The following is a 24,055-nucleotide window of genomic DNA, read 5'->3' as shown; positions in this document are numbered from 1 at the left end:
TAAACCTCAGGTCAAACCATGAAAATTATCCTCTCAAGTGCGTTAGTGCTCCTGCTCAGTGCCTGTGCAAGCGACTACAGTTTTAACAGTAATTTGGATGGTGAGGCGATCAATGACTATTTCAAGGCATCCGATGTCGTCCTCTACGAAGGCGATGCCTTGCCTAAAGGTCATTATGAGTTAAAAGGGTTAGTCCAAGGTGAATCCTGTCAGGCCGATCTCAACGGTGCTCCGGCATCCTTAGCTGATGCGAGAACCGAAGCCCGTCGTAACGCCGCAGATAAAGGTGCTAACGGTATTGTCATTAAACAGTGCGTCATATTTGAAGAAGCTGCCCAAGGTTGTATCAGCCGCGCCTTATGCGTTGGCCAAGCAATCAAAACAGCGACAATTAAATAAGCTTCACGTATATCAAGCGTACTGTAAGCCACTTGATGCAATAATTTGCTGATAGTGACCATAGTCATCACTTAATAATGAGCTTAGGTGATGACACACTTGCCCTTTTAGGTAATTTTTTGCATGACATTTACCAACCAAATTGTTGCAGTAGCGACATGCCGCACGCCCTATAAACAAAAATTTGGCATTCCAAGACAACCCGGACTCGTTGAAGCGCGCGGTTATGTTGAACTTGAACCCCATGTGAATCATATCGACGCAGTGCGTGGCATAGAGCAGTATTCCCATCTTTGGTTGCTGTTTTGCTTCCATGAAAATCTTGCCCAAGGTTGGAAAACCACAGTGCGGCCGCCGCGATTAGGCGGCAATGAAAAACTCGGCGTGTTCGCCACTCGCTCCACTTTTCGCCCCAATGGCATAGGCCAGTCTGTGGTGAAACTGCACGGCGTAGTACAACGCAAGGGCAAAGTGTGTCTCGAAATTTCCGGTATGGATCTGCTCGATGGCACGCCGATTATCGATATTAAGCCTTACATCCCTTTCTCAGATTCGATTATGGGTGCCATAGGCGGTATTGCTCAAGACGCCCCTAAACTGATTTCAGTGGTGTATTCCGATAATGCCAAGGCACAGATTGAACGTTACGCCGAGCAGGAAACTTACACAGATTTAGCCGTACTTATCCGCGGAGTCTTGGGGCAAGATCCGCGCCCCGCCTACAAGAAAGCCAAGGACGATCCTAAGTTATATCAAGTCGCCCTCTATGATTTAGATGTGTTTTGGCACATGGCAGTCGATGATCATGACCAAGAATACATCTTGGTACTGGAACTCAAACCGGGGAAATGTGGCTAAATGTCTGCGCCAACGCCTAGATCAGAGCCGGCATCTTTGCCTGATTATCAAAGCCAGCATAAAAAGCGTCTCTCTTGGATGCCGTGGCTGTATTTTTCTTTAAAAGAGAAACATTTAGTCTGGGCAAAACCTTGGCAGGATGAGATCCAAGCAAGACTTTGCGCCCTCGAAACAGTCAACATCGGCGAGCACTGTTTTATCGCCCCCGAAGCGCAGTTATTTGCCGAACCCAATCGCGATATCAGCATAGGTAATCGCTGCATGATCGCCGCCGACTGTTTTTTACACGGGCCTATCACGCTAGGGGACGAAGTCGCAATTAATCATGGTTGCTCCTTCGATGGCGGCAGGGTCGGTATTCAAATTGGCAGCCAGACCCGCATTGCCAATAATGTCACCCTTTACGCCTTCAACCATGGCATGGCGCCAGATACCCCCATATATCAACAAGCTGCTAACTCCAAAGGCATTGTTATAGGCAAAGATGTGTGGATTGGCGCTCAGGCTGGCATAGTCGATGGTGTGACAATTGGCGATCACGCTGTGGTTGGCATGGGCAGTATAGTGACAAAAGATGTACCCGACTGGGCGATAGTGGCAGGTAACCCTGCCAAAGTGATTGGTGATAGACGAGATAAGTAAGCTGAATCTAGATTCTAGAGCGCTACGCTGCTATAGAGCAAATGCCTGATATCTGTCACCCTTAAAACCAATCAGAAAATCAAATCGTTTTTTTATAGATACTAGCAGTGACGAAGTCACGCTCTAGTAGCACAGCGCTCTTCCTTGCGTTATCCAGCATCAAAAAATGCCATTTATCTCCCAGCTAGTTGAATTTAACCTAAATCCCTAGGTGACATCACCAAAGCAGGTGATAAAATGGCTACCATTCAACTCAAATTTGGACATCGGTAATGCGCGTCAGCAAGTACCTGCTATCAACACAGAAAGAAACTCCTGCCAACGCAGAGGTCATTAGTCATCAATTAATGTTACGTGCGGGCATGATCCGTCGTAATGCGTCGGGCCTTTATAGCTACCTCCCCACGGGCTTACGCGTACTGCGTAAAGTCGAAGCCATTGTTCGTGAAGAAATGAACAAAGCCGGTGCAATTGAAATTCTAATGCCTATGGTGCAACCGGCAGACTTGTGGGTAGAAACAGGTCGTTGGGAAAAGTTTGGTCCCGAGCTGCTGCGCTTTAAAGATCGTCACAATCGCGACTTCGTACTGGGGCCAACCCATGAAGAAGTGATCACCGATCTCATTCGTAAAGAAGTCAGTTCATACAAGCAATTACCGCTGAATCTTTACCAAATTCAAACCAAATTCCGTGACGAAGTTCGCCCACGTTTTGGCATGATGCGCTCACGCGAATTCTTGATGAAAGACGCCTACTCTTTCCACCTTGACGTCGATACCATGAATGAAACCTATGAGGCTATGTACACAGCCTATAGCAACATTCTATCGCGCATGGGCTTAGCTTTCCGCCCAGTTTTAGCTGACACAGGTTCAATCGGTGGCAGCATGTCACACGAATTCCACGTTCTGGCGCAAAGCGGTGAAGATTTAATTGCTTACTCAACGGGTAGCGATTACGCGGCTAACATTGAGAAAGCTGAATCACCAGTGCCCACTGAGCCTCGCGGCGCAGCCACTGAAGAATTGCGTTTAGTCGATACCCCAAATGCGAAGACCATTGCTGAATTGGTTGAGCAGTTTGATCTGGATATCACTAAAACCGTCAAAACCTTGATCGTCGTCGGCGCATCAGAAGCGACGCCGTTAGTGGCACTGATTGTTCGTGGTGACCATGAACTCAATGAAGTCAAAGCCGACAAGTTAGACTTAGTGGCATCACCAGTAGAAATGGCGCCAGAAGCGCTGATCCGTGACGCCATTGGCGCAGGTCCTGGTTCACTTGGCCCTATCGGTCTTAACATCCCTATCGTTATCGACCACAGCGTTAGCGTAATGAGCGATTTTGCTGCTGGTGCGAATGTGGATGACAAACATTATTTTGGTATCAACTGGGAACGCGATCTGCCGACAGCACAAGTTGCCGATATCCGTAACGTAGTCGAAGGCGAGCCAACACCAGATGGTTCAGGCACTTATGCTATGGCACGCGGTATCGAAGTGGGTCATATTTTCCAACTGGGTACTAACTACTCTAAATCGATGAACGCGACTGTACTTGACGAAAACGGCAAGTCACAGGTGCTATTGATGGGTTGTTACGGCGTCGGCGTAAGCCGTATTGTGGCCGCAGCCATCGAGCAAAACTTCGATGACCGTGGCATCATTTGGCCAGAAGCGATTGCACCATTTAGCGTGGGCATTCTGCCAATGAACATGCACAAGTCGCACCGCGTAACCGATATCGCCGAGCAGTTATACAAAGACTTAAACGAAGCGGGTATCGAAGTGTTATTGGATGATCGTAAAGAGCGTCCAGGCGTGATGTTCGCCGATATGGAACTGATTGGTATCCCACATACAGTGGTGATTGGCGATCGCAACATCGATGCGGGCGTTTTTGAATACAAAAACCGCCGCACCGGTGAAAAACAAGATATTCCATTCGATCAACTGCTCGATTTCCTGAAAAATGCCGTTAAAGGCTAAGCCTAAACGCTAGGTTTGATTTAGCGCAATATCGACATACAAACGCACTTAGGCTCAGCTTAAGTGCGTTTTTTATCAATTGCTGACAATTGAGATTTAAAGGTGCTTGAAGTTATCTGGTTATCACACATCAATAAATCATTTAAATAAAAAATACACTTATCTAGAATACAAACTTGCTTTTTATACCACGGCATTGCTTTAATCAGGTGATTACAATAATACATTGAGTCTGAATATTGCCAACATCAACTGCATTAGTTTTAGGTGGCGGCGGCGCCAGAGCTGCCTATCAAGTCGGCGTGCTCAAAGCACTGGTTCAACTTTATCCACGCAATCACGGCATTCCCTTTAAAATTATTTGTGGAACGTCGGCAGGCGCCATCAATGGTACGTCCATTGCTACCCATGCCTCTTGTTTTCATCTTGGCGTTAAAAAACTCGAATGGGTATGGCGTCATTTTGAAACCCGCAAAGTCTACCGCGCATCGATTACTGGTGTAGTTAGCCATCTTAGTAAAATGGCGCTCAAAGGCATGCAGGATGATAAAGTTAATACCGATGCTGGCAGCCTGCTGGATAACGAACCTCTCAGAAAATTACTCAATAAATTAATCGATTTTAAACGCATTGATCGAAATATTCGCAGTGGTGCACTTAACGCTCTGAGTGTCGATACCTCTTGTTATAACAATTCTCGCTCGGTGACTTTTTTCCAAGCCACACGCGATCTTGAGAACTGGACTCGTGCAAGGCGCAGCGGCGAACGTATGATGCTCAACACTGAGCACCTACTCGCCAGCTCAGCAATACCGATGGTTTTCCCCTCCATTAAACTTAACCAAGGCTATTATGGCGATGGTTCAGTCCACCAACTCGCGCCGCTTTCAAGCCCTATCCATTTGGGTGCCAACAAACTCTTTGTGATAAATTTAGACAATCCACATAAATACTCTGCGATGAAAGCAGAATACCATCCTAAAACAGCGACGATTGCAGGCCACCTGCTGGATACTATATTTTCCGATACCTTGAATAGCGATCTTGAGCGACTTGAAAGGATTAATCACACCTTAAGCCAGATCCCTGAATCTGGTCGTGTTAAAATTGCCCTGCAACCGATTAAAACGTTAGTGATAAAGCCCAGTGAAGATCTCAGTAAAATTGCAGCCCGCTTTTACGATGACATGCCATGGGCAGTAAAAACCTTACTCAGATTTATTGGTATAGATAGACAATCGGATTCGAGTATCGTTTCCTATTTATTATTTGAAAAAAACTATACCAGTGCACTTATAGACTTAGGTTATAAAGATGCCATGGAACAGATAGATTCAATTAAAGCGTTTTTTGGTTTAGAGAACATTAGAGACATATGAGACACAGTTTGAATTTTAACGCTAATAATTCAAACTTTAGTATGAGCCTGCTAATCGATTTAACATTGATAATTTTATTTACATCACTTATTATGTTTTACTAGATTATCTTAGCATTACGTAATTTTTTCAAAAAGGGAATCACCATGAAAAAAACTTCACTAGCACTTATCGTTGCAATGACTGCATTTGGTTCAATGACTGCAACTGCAGCTGAAGGCGAAGCCGCAGGTACAAGTGCTGGCGCAAGCACTGGCGCTATCGCTGCTGGTAGCATTGCTGCTGCTGCTGCCATTGCTGGCGCAGTTGTTGCATCTAATAGCTCAGATGGCAACCCAATTACCAACACAGGTACTGGCACTGGTACAACTACTGGTACTGGCAACTAAGCCATTATTAGCAAACTCCTAAACAGCCGCCTTATTGGCGGTTGTTTTTTTTAAAGCATTTACACAGCTAAACTCATCACTTAAAACTGTCAGTTTCCTTTTAAATTCGATATTTAATCCTATTGAGAATAAGCAACTCGGATGCGTATACATAAAAAAATACTATCATTCCTTACAATCTCGATTGTATTAATTAATACAACAGCTTGTAGCCAAAGGTTTAGTGCCCTTAATGATACCTTAAAACTGGCATTTATAGGTGACAATGATACTGTACTGTCAACACAGCAAGTTAATGACATTCCCTATGCCAGTATTTATGCCAAAATTGACGATGTACCACAGGCTTTCATTGTACTTGCCCTCGCAGAAGCTCCATTTACCTTAAATCAGCAACCGACACATGCAGTTAAAGAGCTAAAATGGCTCTCAGCCGATAAAGCCATGCTAGTCACAGTCGATGGCCGTTTGGTGAAGACGCATAATCTGTTAACGGGTAATTTAGTCGCTGTAGAAAGTCAACAAGACGACCCACTACTGTTAGGGCTACATTTAGACACTACGCCTAAAACGTGGACTCGCACCATTGATTGGCAGCCTGGTTACCACTTTGGCTATAAGGTCAGCTCACATTTCGATTTTATTGCTACAGAAACCATTCTTATCAATGAGACTCCGACTCAAGCGCTGCATTACCTTGAATCCGTTGTCGTCGATAATCTGAATATTCAGTATCAAAATGAATTTTGGCTCGCGCCAGAGACAGGACATGTGATTAAGAGCCGTCAAAAGATTGCTCCAAATCAGCCCTTTATTGAAATGACCTTACTCAAATCGTTTGCGTCTTAGTGGAGATATGATGAGATCTTATTTATTACTCTCAGTACTACTTGGCTGTGTTTTTAGTACCATCACTCAGGCTGAAACTCAGGTTTTAGTGACAACGTCATCAAGCCAAGATGCCCCCGTTCGGCTCCATTACCCTGCTGCGGTTCGGCTTGAACAAATAATACAAGACAGCTTACAACAGCTTCCAACACATAATAGTGACGATAAAGTCGTCCCCATTTATTGGTTAGGCGCGGCGCTGCTCGATGTTCAAAATACTGCAGTTTTAGAAGCAAAACGTAAAGAAGCCCTATCTCAGCTTGCGCAAATGGGTAAAGCTGCAGATGACAGCCTCTATATCGCCAAACTTGCGCAATTAGCGCAGTTTTTAAGACAAATAAAACTTGGCCAGCGTGTTATGCAACCATTAGATTTCGATCTCATTCGCATAACTGACTCATACAATCCACTCATTACAGGTCGCTTCGAACTGGTTTTACCTCCTCGTCCAACCACAATATCAGTTGTTGGTGCCGTCGCTAAAACAGGCAGTGTGGATTGGCAGTTCAATACCAGTAGCCAAGAATATCTAGCGAAGGTCCAACCATTAGAAAACGCTGACGATAGTTTTGTATGGATAATTCAGCCTGATGGTAAAGCACTAAAACAACCGATAGCGTATTGGAATGCTCAAACGCAAAATATTGCGCCTGGTGCCGTACTTTATGTTGGGTTTTCAGATTTAATAGAAGACTACAGCACATTGAACAACAATATTATTGAATTACTAAGGAATCGGGCTCTGTAATGAATCACCCTACCCACTCTAATCTTACCTTGTGTAAGCTTTCAGCCATTGCTCTTGCCCTGTTTCCTTTATTTCATGCCCAAGCCGATGAGTTGAGTTATCCGCCATTATTAGCATCACAGTCGGACTTTGGCGGGGTTGGCTTAATGCAAATGCCAACGGGGCGAATGGCCCCCGAGGGTGAATTTAATTTTGCAACTACCTATAACTCTGAGTACCAGCATTTTTCTGCCTCTGTACAACTCTTCCCTTGGTTTGAAACCACAGTCCGTTATACCCAAGTACAAGATCTACTCTACAGTGATGATCCTAGCTTCAGTGGTAATACCAAATACACAGATAAAGGCATCGATTTTAAAATCCGTTTATTAGAAGAAAGTTATTGGCTACCTGAAACGTCTTTTGGCGTACGCGATTTTGGTGGCACAGGGTTATTTGATGGCGAATTTATTGCCGCGACGAAACGCTTTGGGCCAGTAGATTTCACGCTAGGCGTCGGTTGGGGCTATATCGGTAATAGCGGTAATTTGACCTCTGATAAAAAAGATCTCAATAACAATTGCGACCGAGACACTTCTGTCGGTGGCAAAGGCGGAGAAGTCGATTATCAACGCTGGTTTAAGGGCTGCGCAGCTTTATATGGCGGTATTGAATATCAAACACCCTGGGAGCCACTGCGCGTTAAAGTAGAATACGATGGCAACGATTATCAATCTGACTTCCCAGTAGTACGCGGTGGCATAGATATGCCACAAGACAGTAAGTTCAACTATGGCTTACTTTACCGCGCAACAAGTTGGAGCGATTTCCACCTAAGTTATGAGCGAGGTAATACTTGGACATTAGGCGTTAGCTTACAAACAAATTTCAATGATTTGCGACAAATTAAACGTGATACTCCTGCAGATAAATATCAGCCGATCGCAGCAGTACCTATGTCGAGTAAAATACCTGGTAAACCATCTGACACAAAACAAAGACAAGATGAACCGCTAATAACCTCAGTCGAAAATGTTGAGCTTGCGATAACAGCGTCAGCGCAGCCTTCAACGAAGACGGATACACCAGCACTCGCAACTAATGCCATCAACGCACAAATGCTCAATCAAACGGATTGGAAAAAAGTGGCGGCAGATCTAAGTCGAATAGCGGGCTACGATAACCCTAAAATTTATCTTGATACCCATAGCGTCACCATAGTCGCCAATCAGCTTAAGTACATGGACCGTAAAGAGGCCCATCATAGAGCGGCGACGATACTGGCAAATAACACAGACAAGCAGATGATCACCGAGTATCGTCTGATTGAAACTCGTTATAACCAACCGATCACAGAGACACGTATCGACGCCGACAAATTTGCGCAAGTGGCCACTTACGGTTATATCAACGCCGATATGGCCGATAGCACAGAAGTCAGTATACCAAGGTCACCACAGGGCACATTAGTCACTCAAACCGATGTGGACTGGCTAGATAAACTCAGTTTTGATGTATCACCGACTATGGTGCAATCCTTCGGCGGTTCTGAAGGTTTCTACATGTTCAACATAGGCGCGACGGGGAGCTCGGCCTATCGCTTTAATGACAATTTAGAACTTTCAGGCTCGCTTTATCTTAACCTCTTGGATAACTATGATAAGTTTTTATACGATGTCCCGCCTGATGGTACCGACTTAAAACGAGTCAGAACACTCATCCGCCAATATGTCCAAGACTCCCCAGTTAGAGCGACTAACTTGCAACTCACTTGGATGGACAACCTGAGCGATAACATTTATTACCAAGCCTATGGCGGCTATTTGGAAATGATGTATGGCGGTATAGGCAGTGAATTCCTCTATCGACCGCTCAATAGTCAATGGGCCTTCGGTCTTGATGTTAATTATGCTAAGCAGCGCGATCCTGACAGCATGTTCGGTTTCTTCGAAGATGAACAGCAATTTGATCCTATAACTGGGAGTCATTATCGAGTACAAACGGGCGTAGTGACAGGACATGCTACGGCGTATTATCAGCCAACGTGGTTCCCAAATACGTTGCTAAAAGTCAGCGCAGGCCAATACCTTAGCGACGATAAAGGCGTGACTGTCGATTTCTCTAAACAGTTTGACAGTGGCGTGATTGTCGGTGCCTTTGCGACTAAAACAAATCTCTCGGCGGAAGAATATGGCGAGGGTAGCTTTACTAAAGGCTTCTATATCTCGATTCCGTTCGATTTAATGACAATTAAACCGACGCAAAGTCGTGGTTTCCTTTCTTGGATGCCATTAACTCGAGACGGTGGCCAAATGCTCGGTCGTAAGTACAATTTGTTTGATGTAACAGATGCTCGCGCACCTTGGTATACCAAACCAATAGCTGAATCCGCGAAATAGTTTATAAATCATTTAAATAAAAAAACGGGCAAGAGATTTTATTCTCTTGCCCGTTTTTTTAACAAACAACCTATTGAAACATTTAACTTATAAATACCTAGCAAGATTCTTACACTATGGGTGATTTGACGGCGTGGGGAGCTGAGCGTAAATATTGTGGCGGCGCTTTAACCGTCGCGCCCAGTGTCGCTGCCGCATGCCAAGGCCAATGTGGGTTATAAAGCATGGTACGCGCTAACGCGATAGCATCAGCCTGCCCTTGAGCCAAAATCGCTTCGGCTTTATTCGCATCGGTTATCAATCCAACGGCAATCACCGGCATATTCACCTCAGCTTTAATCGCTTTGGCAAAAGGCACTTGAAAGTGCTCCGCTACAGGGATTTGTTGCAGTGGACTCAAACCGCCGGTGCTTACATGAATAAAATCACACCCTCGGGCATCTAATTCCTTTGCCAACACGATACTTTGTACTAAATCCCAACCCCCCTCGACCCAATCCGTTGCTGAAATGCGTACGCCAAGCGCCATTTTAGGTGATATCACGGCTTTCACCGCATCAAATACCGTCAACAATAAACGCAATCGATTCTCTAAGCTGCCACCATATTCATCTAGGCGTTGGTTTGATAAGGGAGATAGAAATTGATGCAATAAATAACCATGGGCAGCATGTAACTCAATCGCATCAAGCCCTAAGCGCTCAGCTCGTTGCGCTGAACTCACAAAAGCCGCAATAAGCTCATCGATGTCATCAGATGTCATCGCACTAGGTAACGCTGTACCATCATTAAAAGCCTGAGCGGAAGGCGCTATTGTCTGCCAACCACTAGTTTCATCAGGTGCAATGCTGCCACCGCCCTCCCAAGGCTTTCGAGTTGATGCTTTACGACCCGCATGGGCAAGTTGTATCGCCATCGGCATAGATGAGTATTGACGAACGGACTTAAGGACATTCGCTAGCGCAGCTTCTGTTTTATCATCCCATAATCCCAAATCAGCATAAGAAATTCGGCCATTGGGCAAAACAGCGGTGGCCTCTAAAATAAGCATTCCCGCACCCGATAACGCCATACTGCCTAAATGAATCATATGCCAATCAGTTGCCTGTCCGTTTATAGCCGAATACTGGCACATAGGGGCAATAATAATACGGTTAGCTAACTCAAGCTGACCTAACATTAAAGGCGAAAATAATAAGCTCATCGTCATTCCTTTTTATACACATAGTGAGTGATTTTATAGTGGTGTGCAGGCGGCGCTATCTCTCTCCGATAAAATTGGCATGGCACTTAATGGCCAATCAATAGCAAAGTCGCTGCTATTCCAAGCTAAAATACATTCATCTTCAGGATCATAATATTGAGTACATTGATAGATAACATCGGCATAATCACTGAGCACATAAAACCCGTGAGCAAAGCCTGGAGGGATCCACATTTGTAAATGGTTCTCTGCCGACAACACGCGCCCCACCCATTGACCATAGGTTGCTGAGCAGATACGTATATCTACGGCAACATCAAAAATGCTACCAGCACAGACTCGTACCAATTTACCCTGTGGTTTTCGTTGCTGGAAATGTAAACCACGCAGGACATTACGTTGCGAGCGACTATGATTTTGCTGCACGAATATAGGCAGCTCAAATCCTTTAGCCGTAAAACAAGCATCAAAATAAGATTGCCTGAACGTCTCCATAAAGAACACTCGTTCGTCCCCAAACACTTTAGGTTCAAACACCAGCACTTCGGCCAACTCAGTTTCACTACATTTCATCAAATACCTGCTTATCAAGCCTCACCGGCTAAAAAAGATTCCGCAATCATCAGTGCTTGCGCCAATCCTTTGGGCGACGCTTACTCAGCATATTATAATTTAAGCCCCCAATGACTACCATCGCCAAGTCATGCTTGAAATAGCGATAAATAATGAGGTGTGCAAATAATCAAAACATCGCGAATATTAGCCAGCATCAAGGTGACATATGGATAATAAATATCGGTTTATCGTATATTGGAAGGAGTTGCTTACATACAACTTGCATGATGGAATGCTTTCTAGACGTAAAATACAAAAAATATTCAAAAAAAAGCCAAATCAATCCTGATTTGGCTTTTGAAATAAAAACAAAACTAAGAAAACAAAGTAACCACTTTCTTTTTAGCTTCAACTAGCGGTAACGATTTCTTTTGTAACCATACAAGATCACAAATACCATCTGTCGGATTAAAACCTGTTGGCGCGGTTAGCAGAATATCGCGGATCCACTCATGGTTGAACTCATGACAAGCTTTATCTAAGCCATTTAGAATAATATCGAGCTCATTCCAAGGCAGGCACAATTCATTGGCCGTCATAATACGCTCATGCTCAGTACCAGTAACATCATCACCAATCAGTAATTCTTCATATAGCTTTTCGCCAGGACGTAGGCCACTAAATTCAATTGCGATATCGCCATCAGGATTTTTTTCATCTTTAACTTCAAATCCACTTAGGCGGATCATCTTCGCCGCTAAATCAACTATTTTGACTGATTTCCCCATATCCAGCACAAACACATCACCGCCCTTTCCCATAGCACCCGCCTGAATGACTAACTGAGAAGCCTCTGGAATGGTCATAAAGAAACGAGTGATCTCAGGATGTGTTACCGTCACAGGCCCACCGTTAGCGATTTGACTCCTGAATAAAGGCACAACTGAACCAGAAGATCCTAGTACGTTACCAAAACGCACCATACAAAAACGCGTGTTATGATCTAACTTCGATAACGCTTGCAGAACCAACTCAGCCATACGCTTAGTGGTCCCCATAATATTGGTCGGTCTTACCGCTTTATCGGTTGAAATGAGGACAAAGGTCTCAACATTAGCAGCTATTGCCGCTCGAGCGGTATATAAGGTGCCAAACACATTATTGCGAACACCTTCAACCACATTGTGCTCAACTAACGGAACATGTTTGTACGCGGCGGCATGATAAAGCGTCTGCACACTGAAAGCCTTCATCACGGCTTCGATACGATTTGCGCGTTGAACAGAGCCCATCATGGGAAAAATTTCAACATCCAAACCTAAATCATGCGCCGTAGCGCGTAATTCGCGTTCTATGGCATATAAACCATATTCCGATAGCTCAAATAGGATTAATTTTTTAGGACGTTGCTTGAGGATTTGCCGACAAAGTTCAGAACCAATTGAGCCGCCAGCACCGGTTACCATCACCACTTTATTACGAATATTCGCACTTAGAAGGTCGCTTCGCGGATTAACCGCATCTCGACCTAATAAATCATCAATTTCGACTTCTTTAATGTCACTATATAATTTTGTGCCATTAACCAAATCAGCCATCGAGGGTAAGGTTAATACTTGAACGGCTAAGGGCTCAAGTTGTAATAAAATCTCTTGTCGACGAGATCGCGATGCACTAGGCATTGCCAACAACACCTTAGTAGCCGTTTTTTGTGAGATAAGCTTTTTTATAATAGAAGGCGAATGAACATGCACCCCTTGAATAACCGTGCCATGTAAGGTCATATCATCATCAACAAATGCGAAGGGATAATATTCATGACTCTGAGCTAACGAAGTAACTAATTGGCGCCCACTTACACCGGCGCCATAAATAATCACAGGTTCACCAATACGCTTCATACCTGAGCCCGCAAATGAGCGAACCATGGCACGTGTCCCCCCCACAAAAACTAACGAAAACGCAGCGTAGATAATCGGTACTGTGCGGGGTAATTGCGCCTCAGAATAATAGGCAACGATAACTAACGCAATTGTTGAAGCAACCACACCAAGCAGAATAGCGGTAAGCGCTTGTAGACCCATATAACGTAACACTGCACGATATAAGCCCAACTTAGCAAATCCCACAATACTCAACGGAACAACAGCGATGAGCAATGCCCAATAGGCACCATTAGTGAGCACATTGATATCATCAACGCGTACGAATAATGCCGCCCAAAAAGCAAAGCAAAGGAACACCGAATCAACAACAACGCTGACCACACGTTTGTGGGAACGCTTTAAACGAAATAAACACTGCAAAAACTCCATTTTTCGCTCCAAATAAACAACATTCATAATTTAGCCAAAAAGTTTAGCAATCCGATACTGAATAGTCTCAACATGCAAGGTTGGGGATTATAGCACCATGGTTGACTTGAGTAGCAATCCTATCGAGCGATTTGCAGTGAAAGGGGGACTTTAAGCAACAAACAGAATAAATTAAAGCTTTTAGTGGCCGCGTTACCGTAAGCTAAAGAGAGCTCATTGGTATTGGGAAACGCCGATGGCAATGAGCAACAAGCAGCACTGAGACCTTGCTTTTCGAATACCCGATATCAATGAGACATATCCATTTCTAATGATGTAAAGCAAATGAATACACACGCGCTACATTCACAATAGAATAGACTATTTTACCGCATCACCCGAGCCACTGCCTGTTACCGTCATTAAGATATACTTGAAATAGTTTTTAATATTCAACGTATCTATCATCTGCTTATCTGTCTCGGCTAAGAGCTTAGGCGTAGACATATCAATATTCTGAACTTGTGCTAACCCAGTTACTCCAGGAAGAACATCATAAACACCCAAAGCATCACGCTCTTTAATTAACTCTTCTTGGTTAAACAGATTTGGGCGAGGACCAACCAAGCTCATATCACCTTTGACGACATTAATTAGTTGAGGAAGTTCATCAATTTTAGTTTTACGTAAAAAATTACCCAATTTTGTAATTGAAGCATTACTCGCTAAATGACTTGCTACAGACTTAGTCTCTACTGACATAGTTCGAAACTTAATCAGTTTAAAAGGTTTTTTATATTTCCCAACACGTGTTTGAATGAAAATAGGTGAGCCTGTATCGAACATACCAATAATAGTGACAATAAGTAAAATAGGCCAAAGTAACAACAAGCCAAAGAGCGCAGCTAAAAAATCTAATACACGAATCATTTTTTATTCTCTAGAAGTAAAGCCATTGCTTGCTCCATGGTATAAGGAGGAGTCCACCCTAATACTTCATGAGCATTAGAGGAATCAACCTGTAAGTTACCTAATAACTGTTCCGCCATTACCGATTTTCCTGCTAATCGAGCGACCAATCTCATAAGACTAACAGGAACAGGTAGTTGAATTAACTTTTTATTTAGGCCTTTAGCTATCGCATTAGTGAACTCATTAATAGAAACAGTTTCACCATCAGAAGCTAAAAAAGTATGACCTGCAGCAGAAGGATGATTAGCACAAGTGATTAGTAAGTCTGCCAAATTCTGAACCGCGATAAAATCACGTTTATTATCCGTTAAGCCAAAAGGGAAAAATGATAACTTGTTAACTAGCTTGGTTAGCATTCCAAAGTTACCTGGTGCATTAGCGCCATAAACTAACGTTGGCCGAACAATAACCAACTCAAGCCCTGTGTCAGCAGCAATTTTTTTAAGTCCTACTTCGGCATCATACTTAGATTTCGAATAAGCATTTTGCGGATTCGCTTTATCGAATGCAGAGAAAGAATTATTTAATGTTGCGGTACCATTTACGCCAATAGAACTAACATAGACGAACCGCTTGACACCAGCTTTTGCAGCTTCGTTAGCTAGATGGAATGCCCCATGAGTATTGACATTAAGATAATCAGAAGCAGAAACATCTTTAACATGAGCTATGCCAGCCAAGTGAATAACTGTTTTAACATTGTCGAATGCACCTTTCCAATTGGTCTTCCCATCAAGTTGACTAATTGGAAATATATTAGAACATGAATAAGTCACAGGAACTACAGTTCTAACTACATAGCGAAATGAAAAACCTTTTGCACTTAAATGTTCTTTAAGGTGATGGCCAATGTAACCACTGGTTCCTGTTAGCAATATCATATACTATCTTCTTGAAAATTTATAAATAAGAGACAAAGCAAATTTAGGTAATACTCTAGGAATAGAACGTTTAAAAAAAACAAGGATACATATTGGCACACTAAATAACTTAGAATTCATCTTATGCTTAGTCATAATCCATTCACTTTTAATGTAACTAAAACCAGACCTTCGAGTAATCATAGCAGAACCCGTTCTAGCCAGAACTAATGAAGCATCTATATTAGCAACCTTATAATCTAAAGAAAGTAACCTAAGCCATAAATACCAATCTTCCATCCAAGGCAAATCAATATAACTTCCGACCGCAATAATTGAACTTCGCTTATACATGACAGTCATATGGTTGAAAGGATTGCGCCAAACTAAATCAGATAAGATTGCAGAATGTGAAGAGTAAACTTTTCGCTCACAAATCACTTGCATTGTAACGGGGTCTATTTCAATAATATTACTGCCACAAACGTCCAAAAAAGGATCATTTTTGAATGCTGATATTTGTTGTTCAAAACGAAAAGGCAAACATATATCGTCCGTATCCATTCTAGCCACTAGCTCATACTTACATTTTAGCAACCCGTAATTCAATGCATTTCCTAGTCCGACATTAAACTCGATCGGATACTCTAAAATAGGCAGCTTACTTTTCCAAAACATAACAACATCAAACAATTCGTTAGAAATTGGACCATCAAAAACAATTACTATTTCACTCGCCATTAATGTCTGATTAAAAACACTTTCTAGACACTTATCCAAATAAGCAGGATTTTCGTTATTATAGAGTGACATTAACACTGAGAAACACATAAATCACCAAAGGTAATGAAAGAAAATATTACAAGAAAACACTAACTAATAATTATAATATTTTTCAACTGCTTCTATATTTACCCACTTTTTTACTTATACCATGCTTTAAACCTTTTAGCATATACTGACGCCTTTCTTCACTATCTTTAACCAAAAAACCAAAAACTATAAACTTTATTCCGTAACCGACGAAATTCCTTAACTTCCAATAAAAAGGGACATATTGACGAGGAGATAAAGAGAAGTAATTTCTAAATTGATAATACATCCTTATAGGACTTGATACGCGTAAAGTTAAAGGTCCTATTTTTTTCCTAGCATCGCCTACAGTATGAACCATTGAACTATTTTTTGAAACGTAAATTTTGTACCCTTTAGATATAGCTCTCCAACACCACTCATGGTCTACTCCATCTATAAAAAGTTCCTCTTCCATTAAACCAACTTCGAGTAGCGCAATCTTATTAATTACTTTGCCAGAAGCGATAATTTCTCTTTTAACTTCATAACAAGAATGATAGTTTATATTTTTCATATAACCAGCTAAAGAAAAGTTCACCTTACCGCTAAATGAGTCAATAATAGTCGGCCCCATAGCGGCTAATTCACTACCAGCTAAGTCAATAAGAACACTAAAATCTCTGTATAATGACTCAAGTAATAGAGAATCCAATATAGAGTCCTGATCGAATAAAACAACTGCGTTACTATTATCATTTAAAATTGAAACTTCAAGCCCTACATTTTGCGCTGTAGCGATGCCTAAGTTTTCGTTCAGATTTATATATTTAACTTTCGAACATTCCTCTATGAAAAAGTTCTGATTAGAATCAGAGTTATCTACATAAATAATTTTATCAACAACCGAGCAAGAAATAATCTTATCTAAGTTAGACAAAATTAGGGGCTCGCAGGGATTGTAAAGAACAATAACTACATCTAACAAGACTCACCTCTAGTATATTTATAAGTAAATAGGAAAATTAGTAGCAGAACAATAAATATTTTACTGACTGTACTGTTTGTATTGAATAATTACGCATGAGAAAAATAGTCAAACAAGAAAAGTTATTACCTTACTTGAATTTTTAATAAAATAAAAACCTAGCAATGCAAACATTAAAAACATACTGATTAGTGATTACCTATAAACTACAAACACCCCAAACCATTATTACATGAATATTTTCACTAAACCATTTGTTGTAAGAGCGTGAAATTTTTAAAAGACAAAGTTTAGCCATACAAAAACGAGTATTGAAGCTAAAAAATAGCTCAGTAAATCATTGGTTAGTTTTTTACTACGCCTGAAACTTGAAATTAAACACTCACACTATCCATACCGGAATTGCTGTAAACTGAACGCCGTCTATTTGTCAATCTGAAAATAACAAAAAACGAAATTGCATAATAAATCCAATTGGACCATGAAAAAGTATATGCAAAAAAACTTAAAAATAATGAACAAGAAAAAAAAGAAAAGAAGCCAAGCAGACATCCATTAAGCTTATATCTTGCCTCATAAATTATGGAAAACAAAAAACCAAGCAGAGTATTAAATAACACAACGAACTCTACCCCACCAAACAAATGTAAATTTTTTAAATAAGAATAAGTGTTAAAACTTCCATCTACCGCAACTTCAGATAGTCCTACATTATCTGTAAAAAACTTTGCAAAAGGACCTAATATAAGTGACAAGTCATAAGTTGGAGTTAAATCAATCACATACCTATTAAATGTATCTAAATTCTTAGCGAAATAATCAAGAAAAACAAAAAGCAAATCAAAAATAGAACTTGATGTGTAAAACTGAGCAGATACAAATATAAAAATTGAAAAAACAATAGAAAATGAATAAAACACAACCTTAATTGGCACGCCATCATAAGTCAATTGATCTTTTAAAATCAACAAAGTTATAATAAAACATATAATAGCAGAGCGTTCCAACTTCGAAAGTGCACACAAGAAGGTTAATAAAACTAAGTATGTTATCGATGATACAACTTTGTGCTTATGGATAATGCTATATACGAACCAAGATTGTAAAAAAATAGCCATATGTGGAAAAAAATAGAATTTGCCAGGATTTGCTATATGTTCCATTCTTACATTTATAAGAAAAGAATCATAAACACCATTAAGTCCGTTATTAACTCCAATGTATAAATGAGCAAAAATAACAAAGACAGTAAAAAATCTAACTTTACCATCTAAAATATCAAAGCATGGCTTACTTCTATAATCAAAATTAGGAACTACTTTTACCTTATAGTGACGCCTAAATAAAAAACATAAGAGAGATACAGTTATAAAACCAAAAAGAAAAGCCCACAAACCTAAAAAAATCTCTAATCTTGAATAATCGGACAACTCAGAGTAATAAGTATCTTGAAAAAAAACATAGACTAGATACTGGAATGATAAAACACCAATAAACAACACAATAGGATGCGTTAATTTTTTGTACAAAAAGTAGTAAGCAAATGGGAAGAGAAATATTGAACATGATAAAGCATAAAAAACTGAACTAGTATCCATAGTAAGTCAATTTAATCCTTTCCAAACTTTGAGAAACACTAAAAATTCTGATAGCTATTAGCATAAATGAAGCGTCTGCTACCGACAGTATATTTAATTCTTAAAATAGAAATTGAACCATATACTCTCCCCCCCACATTAATCCTTATCAATTCCAGAAACTTTAAGATAGGTTCGTGAATCACGATTAGACAGTCGCGGGGGGAGTTATTCGATTCTAGGCTTACAGTATAAACATTTACTTCTAACTTATAGCATGAGTCATACTCTAAAATACTGGGATGAAATACCAACTATCTGATAACTTATAACTAGTGCCAAAAGCATTTGGCCGTAAAAACATTTAACGCTTCAACATAAATGCAGTATCATTTTGGTATTGATATATTACTTAGGATTATTTTCATATAATTTTCGATATCGAATATTTCTTTATCAAATGGACCACCAGAAAAGATTACTTATTTTTATGTCCTTGTTGGACATTGTTGATTAAATCATTTCATAAAACGTAATTATTCCAAGGCTTCTGGCCGATTAAGCAACTTGCTGGCGAACAAGCATACCCAGTCTAATGACTTTGTTCATCGCCTTGACACCGGCCAATGCCTTTGCAACTTGCGCCATGTGCGGCGTTTTTCGCTGTCGTGCTTACGTGTTTTCCATTCGCCTTCACAAAACACTTTCAGGCCCGTGGCATCGACAACAACATGTGTTATCGGTCCGCGAATGGGGTTGCGGTACTGAACATTGACTGTCTTAGCGCGTTTACTGATAGAGGTGTAATCAGGTGATGTTAGTGGAACATTCATCAATGTAAATAATGAGTTGAGAAAGCCTTCTAGCGCACACAACGATAAATTAAATATGCCTTTGACCATCAACGCGGTTTCAATCGCCACATCACTATAGCTAAACCCGCGACCACGCCCGCCATGATGCTCATGGCAGTACCACGTTTTTACTGCAACTTCATCCACCCAGAAGATGAGTCAGGAGATCTGATCACGGCAACGCCAATTAGTTCACGGATTTATTCAACAACGCCAGTCAAAGGCAATCTAAGTGCTTTACATCAGCGAGTAAAGCTCAGTCTGAGGAAGTAGAAAACGTTACTCAAATCGAGGCGCTGTGTGGTTAAACAGAATATAGTGAGTACCAAACCATAGCGGCGCCAAAGGAGCTGATTCATGCTAAATGGCCGACAATACAAACATTTGGCAAAGTCATTAGCTATCGGGTACACAAAGGTTAAGGAAAGCTTCTGACACGTTACTAGATCAGTTCCGCCATATTCTCGTCAGAGGAATTAGCTGACGTTGCTCGTGGTCATTGACCGGTTGAAAATCAGCTTCACTTGGACTGGATCAGACGATAAATGAGGATGCTTGCCAGATATCTCGAGGTGATGGTGCAGATAATCTAGCAAGAATGCGGCAGGCTACAGTCAATATACTGAAAAAAGAACCAAGCAAATTAAGTCTGCGCCGCAAGAGCTGCCTAGCCGCAATGAATTCATCGTTTTAAGATAAGATAATAAATCCTCAAGCTCTTGCTATGGCCCGTTCATCAACAAAAAAAATGAACCTCTTTTGGTTAAAGCTCAAATATATTCTGACAATTAGTAATGTGATACTTGGATTTACCCGTCTTGTACCAACTCCTACAAGCTATTCACCAGGGGTGATACATCAAAGCAGAAAGTTTCAAACTTAGGCAAAACGCCTATAAAGTCCAATTATTTTAGAAGGCCACTGCCATAGGCTTTTATTACAAGGAGCAATTCTAGTATAAAAATAATTTTTATCCGAAATTAATGAATTTAGTCCTCTCAATAAAAACGAGTTTACTGATGAAAGACCTTATTAAATACAGCCCTCAAAAATAGATCCGGATACTTCCATGAATTAATAAACCTTTGCTTTTTGCTCATCACTTTAAAATATAAAACTAACCGCCTCTCATAGTAATTAATCTTTGATCGCGTAAGCAATTCATTGTAAAAAATTAAAAAATCATTCCTTAATACCGGATTCATTGAACCAGCGGCACTAATGCCAGACATACCATACTTTATAACTTTTCGCTTAAGGAGCACGATATTTATCCCTGTAGAAAGTAATTTAACATAAAATGGGTAATCTTCAAGGAGCCTGTAAGTCTCATCGAAATATCCCACATTATCAAACAGCTCTCGCCTATAATACGTTGACGCACCCGAAATGATGTTTCCAACCAGCATTTCCCTCAGTAATAATTTTGAATTATTAAACAGAGCATAATCTCTATTACTAGGGAGTGACTGACATTCGATTGAGTTTAAAATAGGCACCCTCAACCCTGTAATAATATAGGCATCTACTCTATCAAACTCCGCTGCAATATCATTGAGAACATTATAATCATAAAACTCATCATCTGCAGACAATGGAATAATAATGTCTCCGCTTGACTTTTTGATGGCGTTGTTAAATGACGCTACAGTTCCAATATTGTGCTGATTAACGATTATTTGGTAATCTAAACCTGTATCCTTCAAAAGAGAACTAACATAATCAAAATCAAAGTCATCAGTTCCATCATCAATAATCAAATATTCAATTTTATATTTTTGGTCAACAACTTGATTAACAACCGATGCAATCGCTTTATTTAACAGTCGCCAATTTTTATAAGTGAGAGTGATAATTGTAATCTTAGAAACATTCATCATTTAGCAAACCGCTTAACCGCTTGAAAAACAACCAAAAAATAGATTAGATAATTTATTGCATAGGCCATATTGGCTCCGACCACACCATGAATATTGACTAGCCCATATGTCAAGACTACAAAGCTAAAGGTAAACACTATCTCTGTAACAATAAACCATTTAGTGGCGCCACGAGAAAGCATTGGGTATGCATAAAGCCAAGCGGCAATTTTAATCACATCACCGGTTAATTGTATGGCAAACAATTCACGGGCACTGCGAAATGCTTCGGTAAATAATAGCGAAATTGCCACATCACGCAATAAATAGACACCAAATGCCATAGCCGTAACAATGGGGATGATAATACGTGCGGTTTTATGAATTTCACCAACAATGGCATCAACACCAACTAACGACGCTAAGCGAGGTAAATAATAAGTGCCCAATGCCATAGTGATGACACTCAAATAAACTTCAGATATTTTCCATACCGCCTGCCACTGACCAGTAGCATCCCAACCCACTTGAGCAATTAAAATATTACGCACAAAAATTAGCGATATAGGCACGGTTAAGGCGCTGGTAATCGCCATTAGCATATAGCCGCCAATTTGTTTGCGTGCTTTTGGCTCTACCGCTCCCCACCAATAACAAAGCTTAAACCAAGGTTGGCGCAGATTAGCGATTAACATCACCGCACCGATTAAGGCCGATTGCACTGCCGCAGCTAAGAGTGCGCCCTGAATATTGTGCAACACGATCATAGCTAACATTACGCCGCCAGAAACTAACGCTGACACCGTACCAAGAGCTACATAACGACGATATAACTGTTGACCATTGATGACTGAATTACAAAGTGTGCCTATTGCTGAAAGTGGTAGAACGCATACGGTTGCCATTACTACCCAAGTTAATTCTGCATCTTCGAATAGCCAAGTGGCGATATGTGGAGCTAATAACAAACCACTCGGAATGGTTATCGCTGATATAATTAACACCCATTGCAATGAAGCACGCCACCAAGGCACACAAGCCTCAAAACCTTGTGCTTTATTTTCAGCGGTAAACCTGACGATACCACTGCCTACTGGAGCGTTAATAATCCCATTAAGGCTACCAACCATACTTTGAACTTGACCCAGCATGGCCAAACCGGTTGGGCCAGTGTAAATAGCCACCACCTTGGCAATGACAAACCCCATTGCCATTTTGAGTAAAGTTAATACCCCTGTCATGGCGGTGACTTTTAACAAACGTTTCATGCATTAAAACCATTTAGCGCTGTTATCACTTGCTTAATAGCTTCATCACTCATAGTTGGATCTAACGGGATAGATAGAACCTGTTGATGAATTAGTTCCGTCAGTGGCAGTTGCATCTCCGAGTAGTTTATATAAGCCTGCTGTTTATGTGGAGGAATGGGATAATGAATTAAGGTTTGGATTCCTTTGCCAGCTAAATGCTGTTGCAATGCCTCACGCTGCTCACAACGTACCACAAATAAGTGCCAAACGTGGGCCTTGTAATGGTTAATAGTTAATGGTGAGTCATTAGTTATTAGTTGTGAATTGTTAGTGGTGAATGTAGCGGCATCAAGTGGTAATACGATACGCGGGTTGTTAATACCTTCGCAATACATAGCTGCAATGTGTTGACGACGGGCAGTTTCAGCCTCTAAATGGCGCAATTTAACCCGCAGCATAGCGGCTTGTATTTCATCTAAACGGCTATTTACGCCTTGGTATAAGTTTTCATACTTTTTGTGCGAGCCATAATTACGTAGGGCTTTCAATGTTTGGGCCAATTCATCGTCATTAGTGGTAATAGCACCAGCATCCCCCAACGCCCCTAGATTTTTGCCTGGATAAAAGCTAAATCCTGCAGCATGCCCCCAATTACCTGCACGCTTACCATTAATTTCAGCACCATGTGATTGGGCACAATCTTCCAGTACTAATAAGTCAAACTCTGCTGCAAGCGCCATAATTTCAGGCATAGGAGAAATTTGACCATATAAATGCACAGGTAAAATGGCTTTAGTTTTAGATGTAATCGCTGCACGTACGATAGAAGGTTCTAAATTAAATGTTGCTGGGTTGGGCTCAACCAATACAGGCACCAGATCATTTTCTGTAATAGCGAGTACTGAAGCGATGTAAGTATTGGCTTGGACGATGACTTCATCACCAGCTTTGAGTTTGCCTAATTCTTTCCATGCACGCAAAGTCAGAATTAACGCATCTAACCCATTGGCAACACCTATTGCATGTTTAGTACCGCAATACACTGCAAATTCGGTTTCAAATTGGGTGAGCTCGTTGCCCATAATATACCAGCCGGAGTCTATGACGCGCGCGCAGGCATCTTTTAGTTCTTGCTGATATTGGTTGTTAATAGCTTTTAAATCTAAAAAATTAACTGTCAT

20 protein-coding genes and 1 pseudogene are annotated in these 24,055 nt (G+C 41.1%); 9 read left to right on the top strand and 12 right to left on the bottom strand.

Annotation, left to right across the window (positions count from 1 at the left end):
- Positions 1-18: 18 nt before the first annotated feature.
- The 9 genes from rcsF (at position 19) to ACRN9H_RS02310 (ending at position 9,669) form a co-directional block, all read left to right on the top strand.
- Complete coding sequence (gene rcsF / locus ACRN9H_RS02350; RefSeq protein ID WP_263188526.1) at positions 19-399, top strand: Rcs stress response system protein RcsF; 381 nt, start codon at positions 19-21, stop codon at positions 397-399.
- 123 nt (positions 400-522) lie between these two features.
- On the top strand, positions 523-1,257 hold the full coding sequence (gene tsaA, locus ACRN9H_RS02345; RefSeq protein ID WP_432312295.1) for a tRNA (N6-threonylcarbamoyladenosine(37)-N6)-methyltransferase TrmO: 735 nt from the start codon (positions 523-525) through the stop codon (positions 1,255-1,257).
- Positions 1,258-1,899, top strand: coding sequence for an acyltransferase (locus ACRN9H_RS02340; RefSeq protein ID WP_432312294.1), 642 nt, complete (start codon positions 1,258-1,260; stop codon positions 1,897-1,899). It begins immediately after the preceding gene.
- A 272-nt stretch (positions 1,900-2,171) separates the two neighbouring features.
- A complete protein-coding gene (locus ACRN9H_RS02335) occupies positions 2,172-3,887 on the top strand; it encodes a proline--tRNA ligase (RefSeq protein WP_432312293.1) in 1,716 nt (571 codons plus the stop codon).
- Positions 3,888-4,126: 239 nt separating this feature from the next.
- Positions 4,127-5,266 (top strand): patatin-like phospholipase family protein, encoded by a 1,140-nt coding sequence (locus tag ACRN9H_RS02330; protein ID WP_432312292.1) that lies wholly within the window; start codon positions 4,127-4,129, stop codon positions 5,264-5,266.
- Between the two features lie 146 nt (positions 5,267-5,412).
- Positions 5,413-5,655, top strand: a complete 243-nt coding sequence (locus ACRN9H_RS02325) for a hypothetical protein (RefSeq protein WP_220775145.1) — start codon at positions 5,413-5,415, stop codon at positions 5,653-5,655.
- Positions 5,656-5,796: 141 nt separating this feature from the next.
- A complete protein-coding gene (locus tag ACRN9H_RS02320) occupies positions 5,797-6,504 on the top strand; it encodes a YjbF family lipoprotein (RefSeq protein WP_432312291.1) in 708 nt (235 codons plus the stop codon).
- A 10-nt stretch (positions 6,505-6,514) separates the two neighbouring features.
- Complete coding sequence (locus ACRN9H_RS02315; protein ID WP_432312290.1) at positions 6,515-7,291, top strand: capsule biosynthesis GfcC family protein; 777 nt, start codon at positions 6,515-6,517, stop codon at positions 7,289-7,291.
- Positions 7,291-9,669, top strand: a complete 2,379-nt coding sequence (locus tag ACRN9H_RS02310; RefSeq protein ID WP_432312289.1) for a YjbH domain-containing protein — start codon at positions 7,291-7,293, stop codon at positions 9,667-9,669. Before ACRN9H_RS02315 ends, ACRN9H_RS02310 begins: the two co-directional genes overlap by 1 nt.
- 109 nt (positions 9,670-9,778) lie before the next feature.
- Here ACRN9H_RS02310 and ACRN9H_RS02305 read toward each other — a convergent pair whose 3' ends face one another.
- From ACRN9H_RS02305 to ACRN9H_RS02250, 12 genes and pseudogenes are all read right to left on the bottom strand, one after another.
- The gene (locus ACRN9H_RS02305; protein ID WP_432312288.1) at positions 9,779-10,873 is read right to left on the bottom strand and encodes an NADH:flavin oxidoreductase/NADH oxidase; all 1,095 of its coding nucleotides are present in this window, start codon (positions 10,871-10,873) and stop codon (positions 9,779-9,781) included.
- Between the two features lie 33 nt (positions 10,874-10,906).
- The gene (rfbC, locus tag ACRN9H_RS02300; RefSeq protein WP_432312287.1) at positions 10,907-11,446 is read right to left on the bottom strand and encodes a dTDP-4-dehydrorhamnose 3,5-epimerase; all 540 of its coding nucleotides are present in this window, start codon (positions 11,444-11,446) and stop codon (positions 10,907-10,909) included.
- 356 nt (positions 11,447-11,802) lie between these two features.
- Positions 11,803-13,743, bottom strand: a complete 1,941-nt coding sequence (locus tag ACRN9H_RS02295; RefSeq protein ID WP_432312286.1) for a polysaccharide biosynthesis protein — start codon at positions 13,741-13,743, stop codon at positions 11,803-11,805.
- A 360-nt stretch (positions 13,744-14,103) separates the two neighbouring features.
- Positions 14,104-14,652: a sugar transferase gene (locus ACRN9H_RS02290; protein WP_432312285.1), complete on the bottom strand. Its 549-nt coding sequence runs from the start codon at positions 14,650-14,652 to the stop codon at positions 14,104-14,106.
- A complete protein-coding gene (locus tag ACRN9H_RS02285; protein ID WP_432312284.1) occupies positions 14,649-15,575 on the bottom strand; it encodes an NAD-dependent epimerase/dehydratase family protein in 927 nt (308 codons plus the stop codon). The genes ACRN9H_RS02290 and ACRN9H_RS02285 overlap by 4 nt, the downstream gene beginning before the upstream one ends.
- 3 nt (positions 15,576-15,578) lie before the next feature.
- Complete coding sequence (locus ACRN9H_RS02280) at positions 15,579-16,367, bottom strand: glycosyltransferase (RefSeq protein ID WP_432312350.1); 789 nt, start codon at positions 16,365-16,367, stop codon at positions 15,579-15,581.
- Between the two features lie 82 nt (positions 16,368-16,449).
- Positions 16,450-17,286, bottom strand: coding sequence for a glycosyltransferase family 2 protein (locus ACRN9H_RS02275; RefSeq protein WP_432312283.1), 837 nt, complete (start codon positions 17,284-17,286; stop codon positions 16,450-16,452).
- A 422-nt stretch (positions 17,287-17,708) separates the two neighbouring features.
- Complete coding sequence (locus ACRN9H_RS02270; protein WP_432312282.1) at positions 17,709-18,932, bottom strand: O-antigen polymerase; 1,224 nt, start codon at positions 18,930-18,932, stop codon at positions 17,709-17,711.
- Between the two features lie 614 nt (positions 18,933-19,546).
- Positions 19,547-19,924, bottom strand: a pseudogene (locus ACRN9H_RS02265) (transposase); the annotation flags it as partial.
- An 854-nt stretch (positions 19,925-20,778) separates the two neighbouring features.
- Positions 20,779-21,645 carry a glycosyltransferase gene (locus ACRN9H_RS02260; RefSeq protein ID WP_432312281.1) on the bottom strand — a complete coding sequence of 289 codons (867 nt, stop codon included), beginning with the start codon at positions 21,643-21,645 and terminating at the stop codon, positions 20,779-20,781.
- Positions 21,642-22,892: an O-antigen translocase gene (locus ACRN9H_RS02255; protein WP_432312280.1), complete on the bottom strand. Its 1,251-nt coding sequence runs from the start codon at positions 22,890-22,892 to the stop codon at positions 21,642-21,644. Before ACRN9H_RS02255 ends, ACRN9H_RS02260 begins: the two co-directional genes overlap by 4 nt.
- Positions 22,889-24,055 (bottom strand): DegT/DnrJ/EryC1/StrS family aminotransferase, encoded by a 1,167-nt coding sequence (locus tag ACRN9H_RS02250; RefSeq protein WP_432312279.1) that lies wholly within the window; start codon positions 24,053-24,055, stop codon positions 22,889-22,891. Before ACRN9H_RS02250 ends, ACRN9H_RS02255 begins: the two co-directional genes overlap by 4 nt.

The organism is Shewanella sp. MF08487, assembly GCF_050848685.1.
Taxonomy (GTDB): Bacteria; Pseudomonadota; Gammaproteobacteria; order Enterobacterales; family Shewanellaceae; genus Shewanella; species Shewanella glacialipiscicola.
Note: the sequence above shows the minus strand (reverse complement) of the source record. Positions and strands in the feature narration are given on the sequence as shown.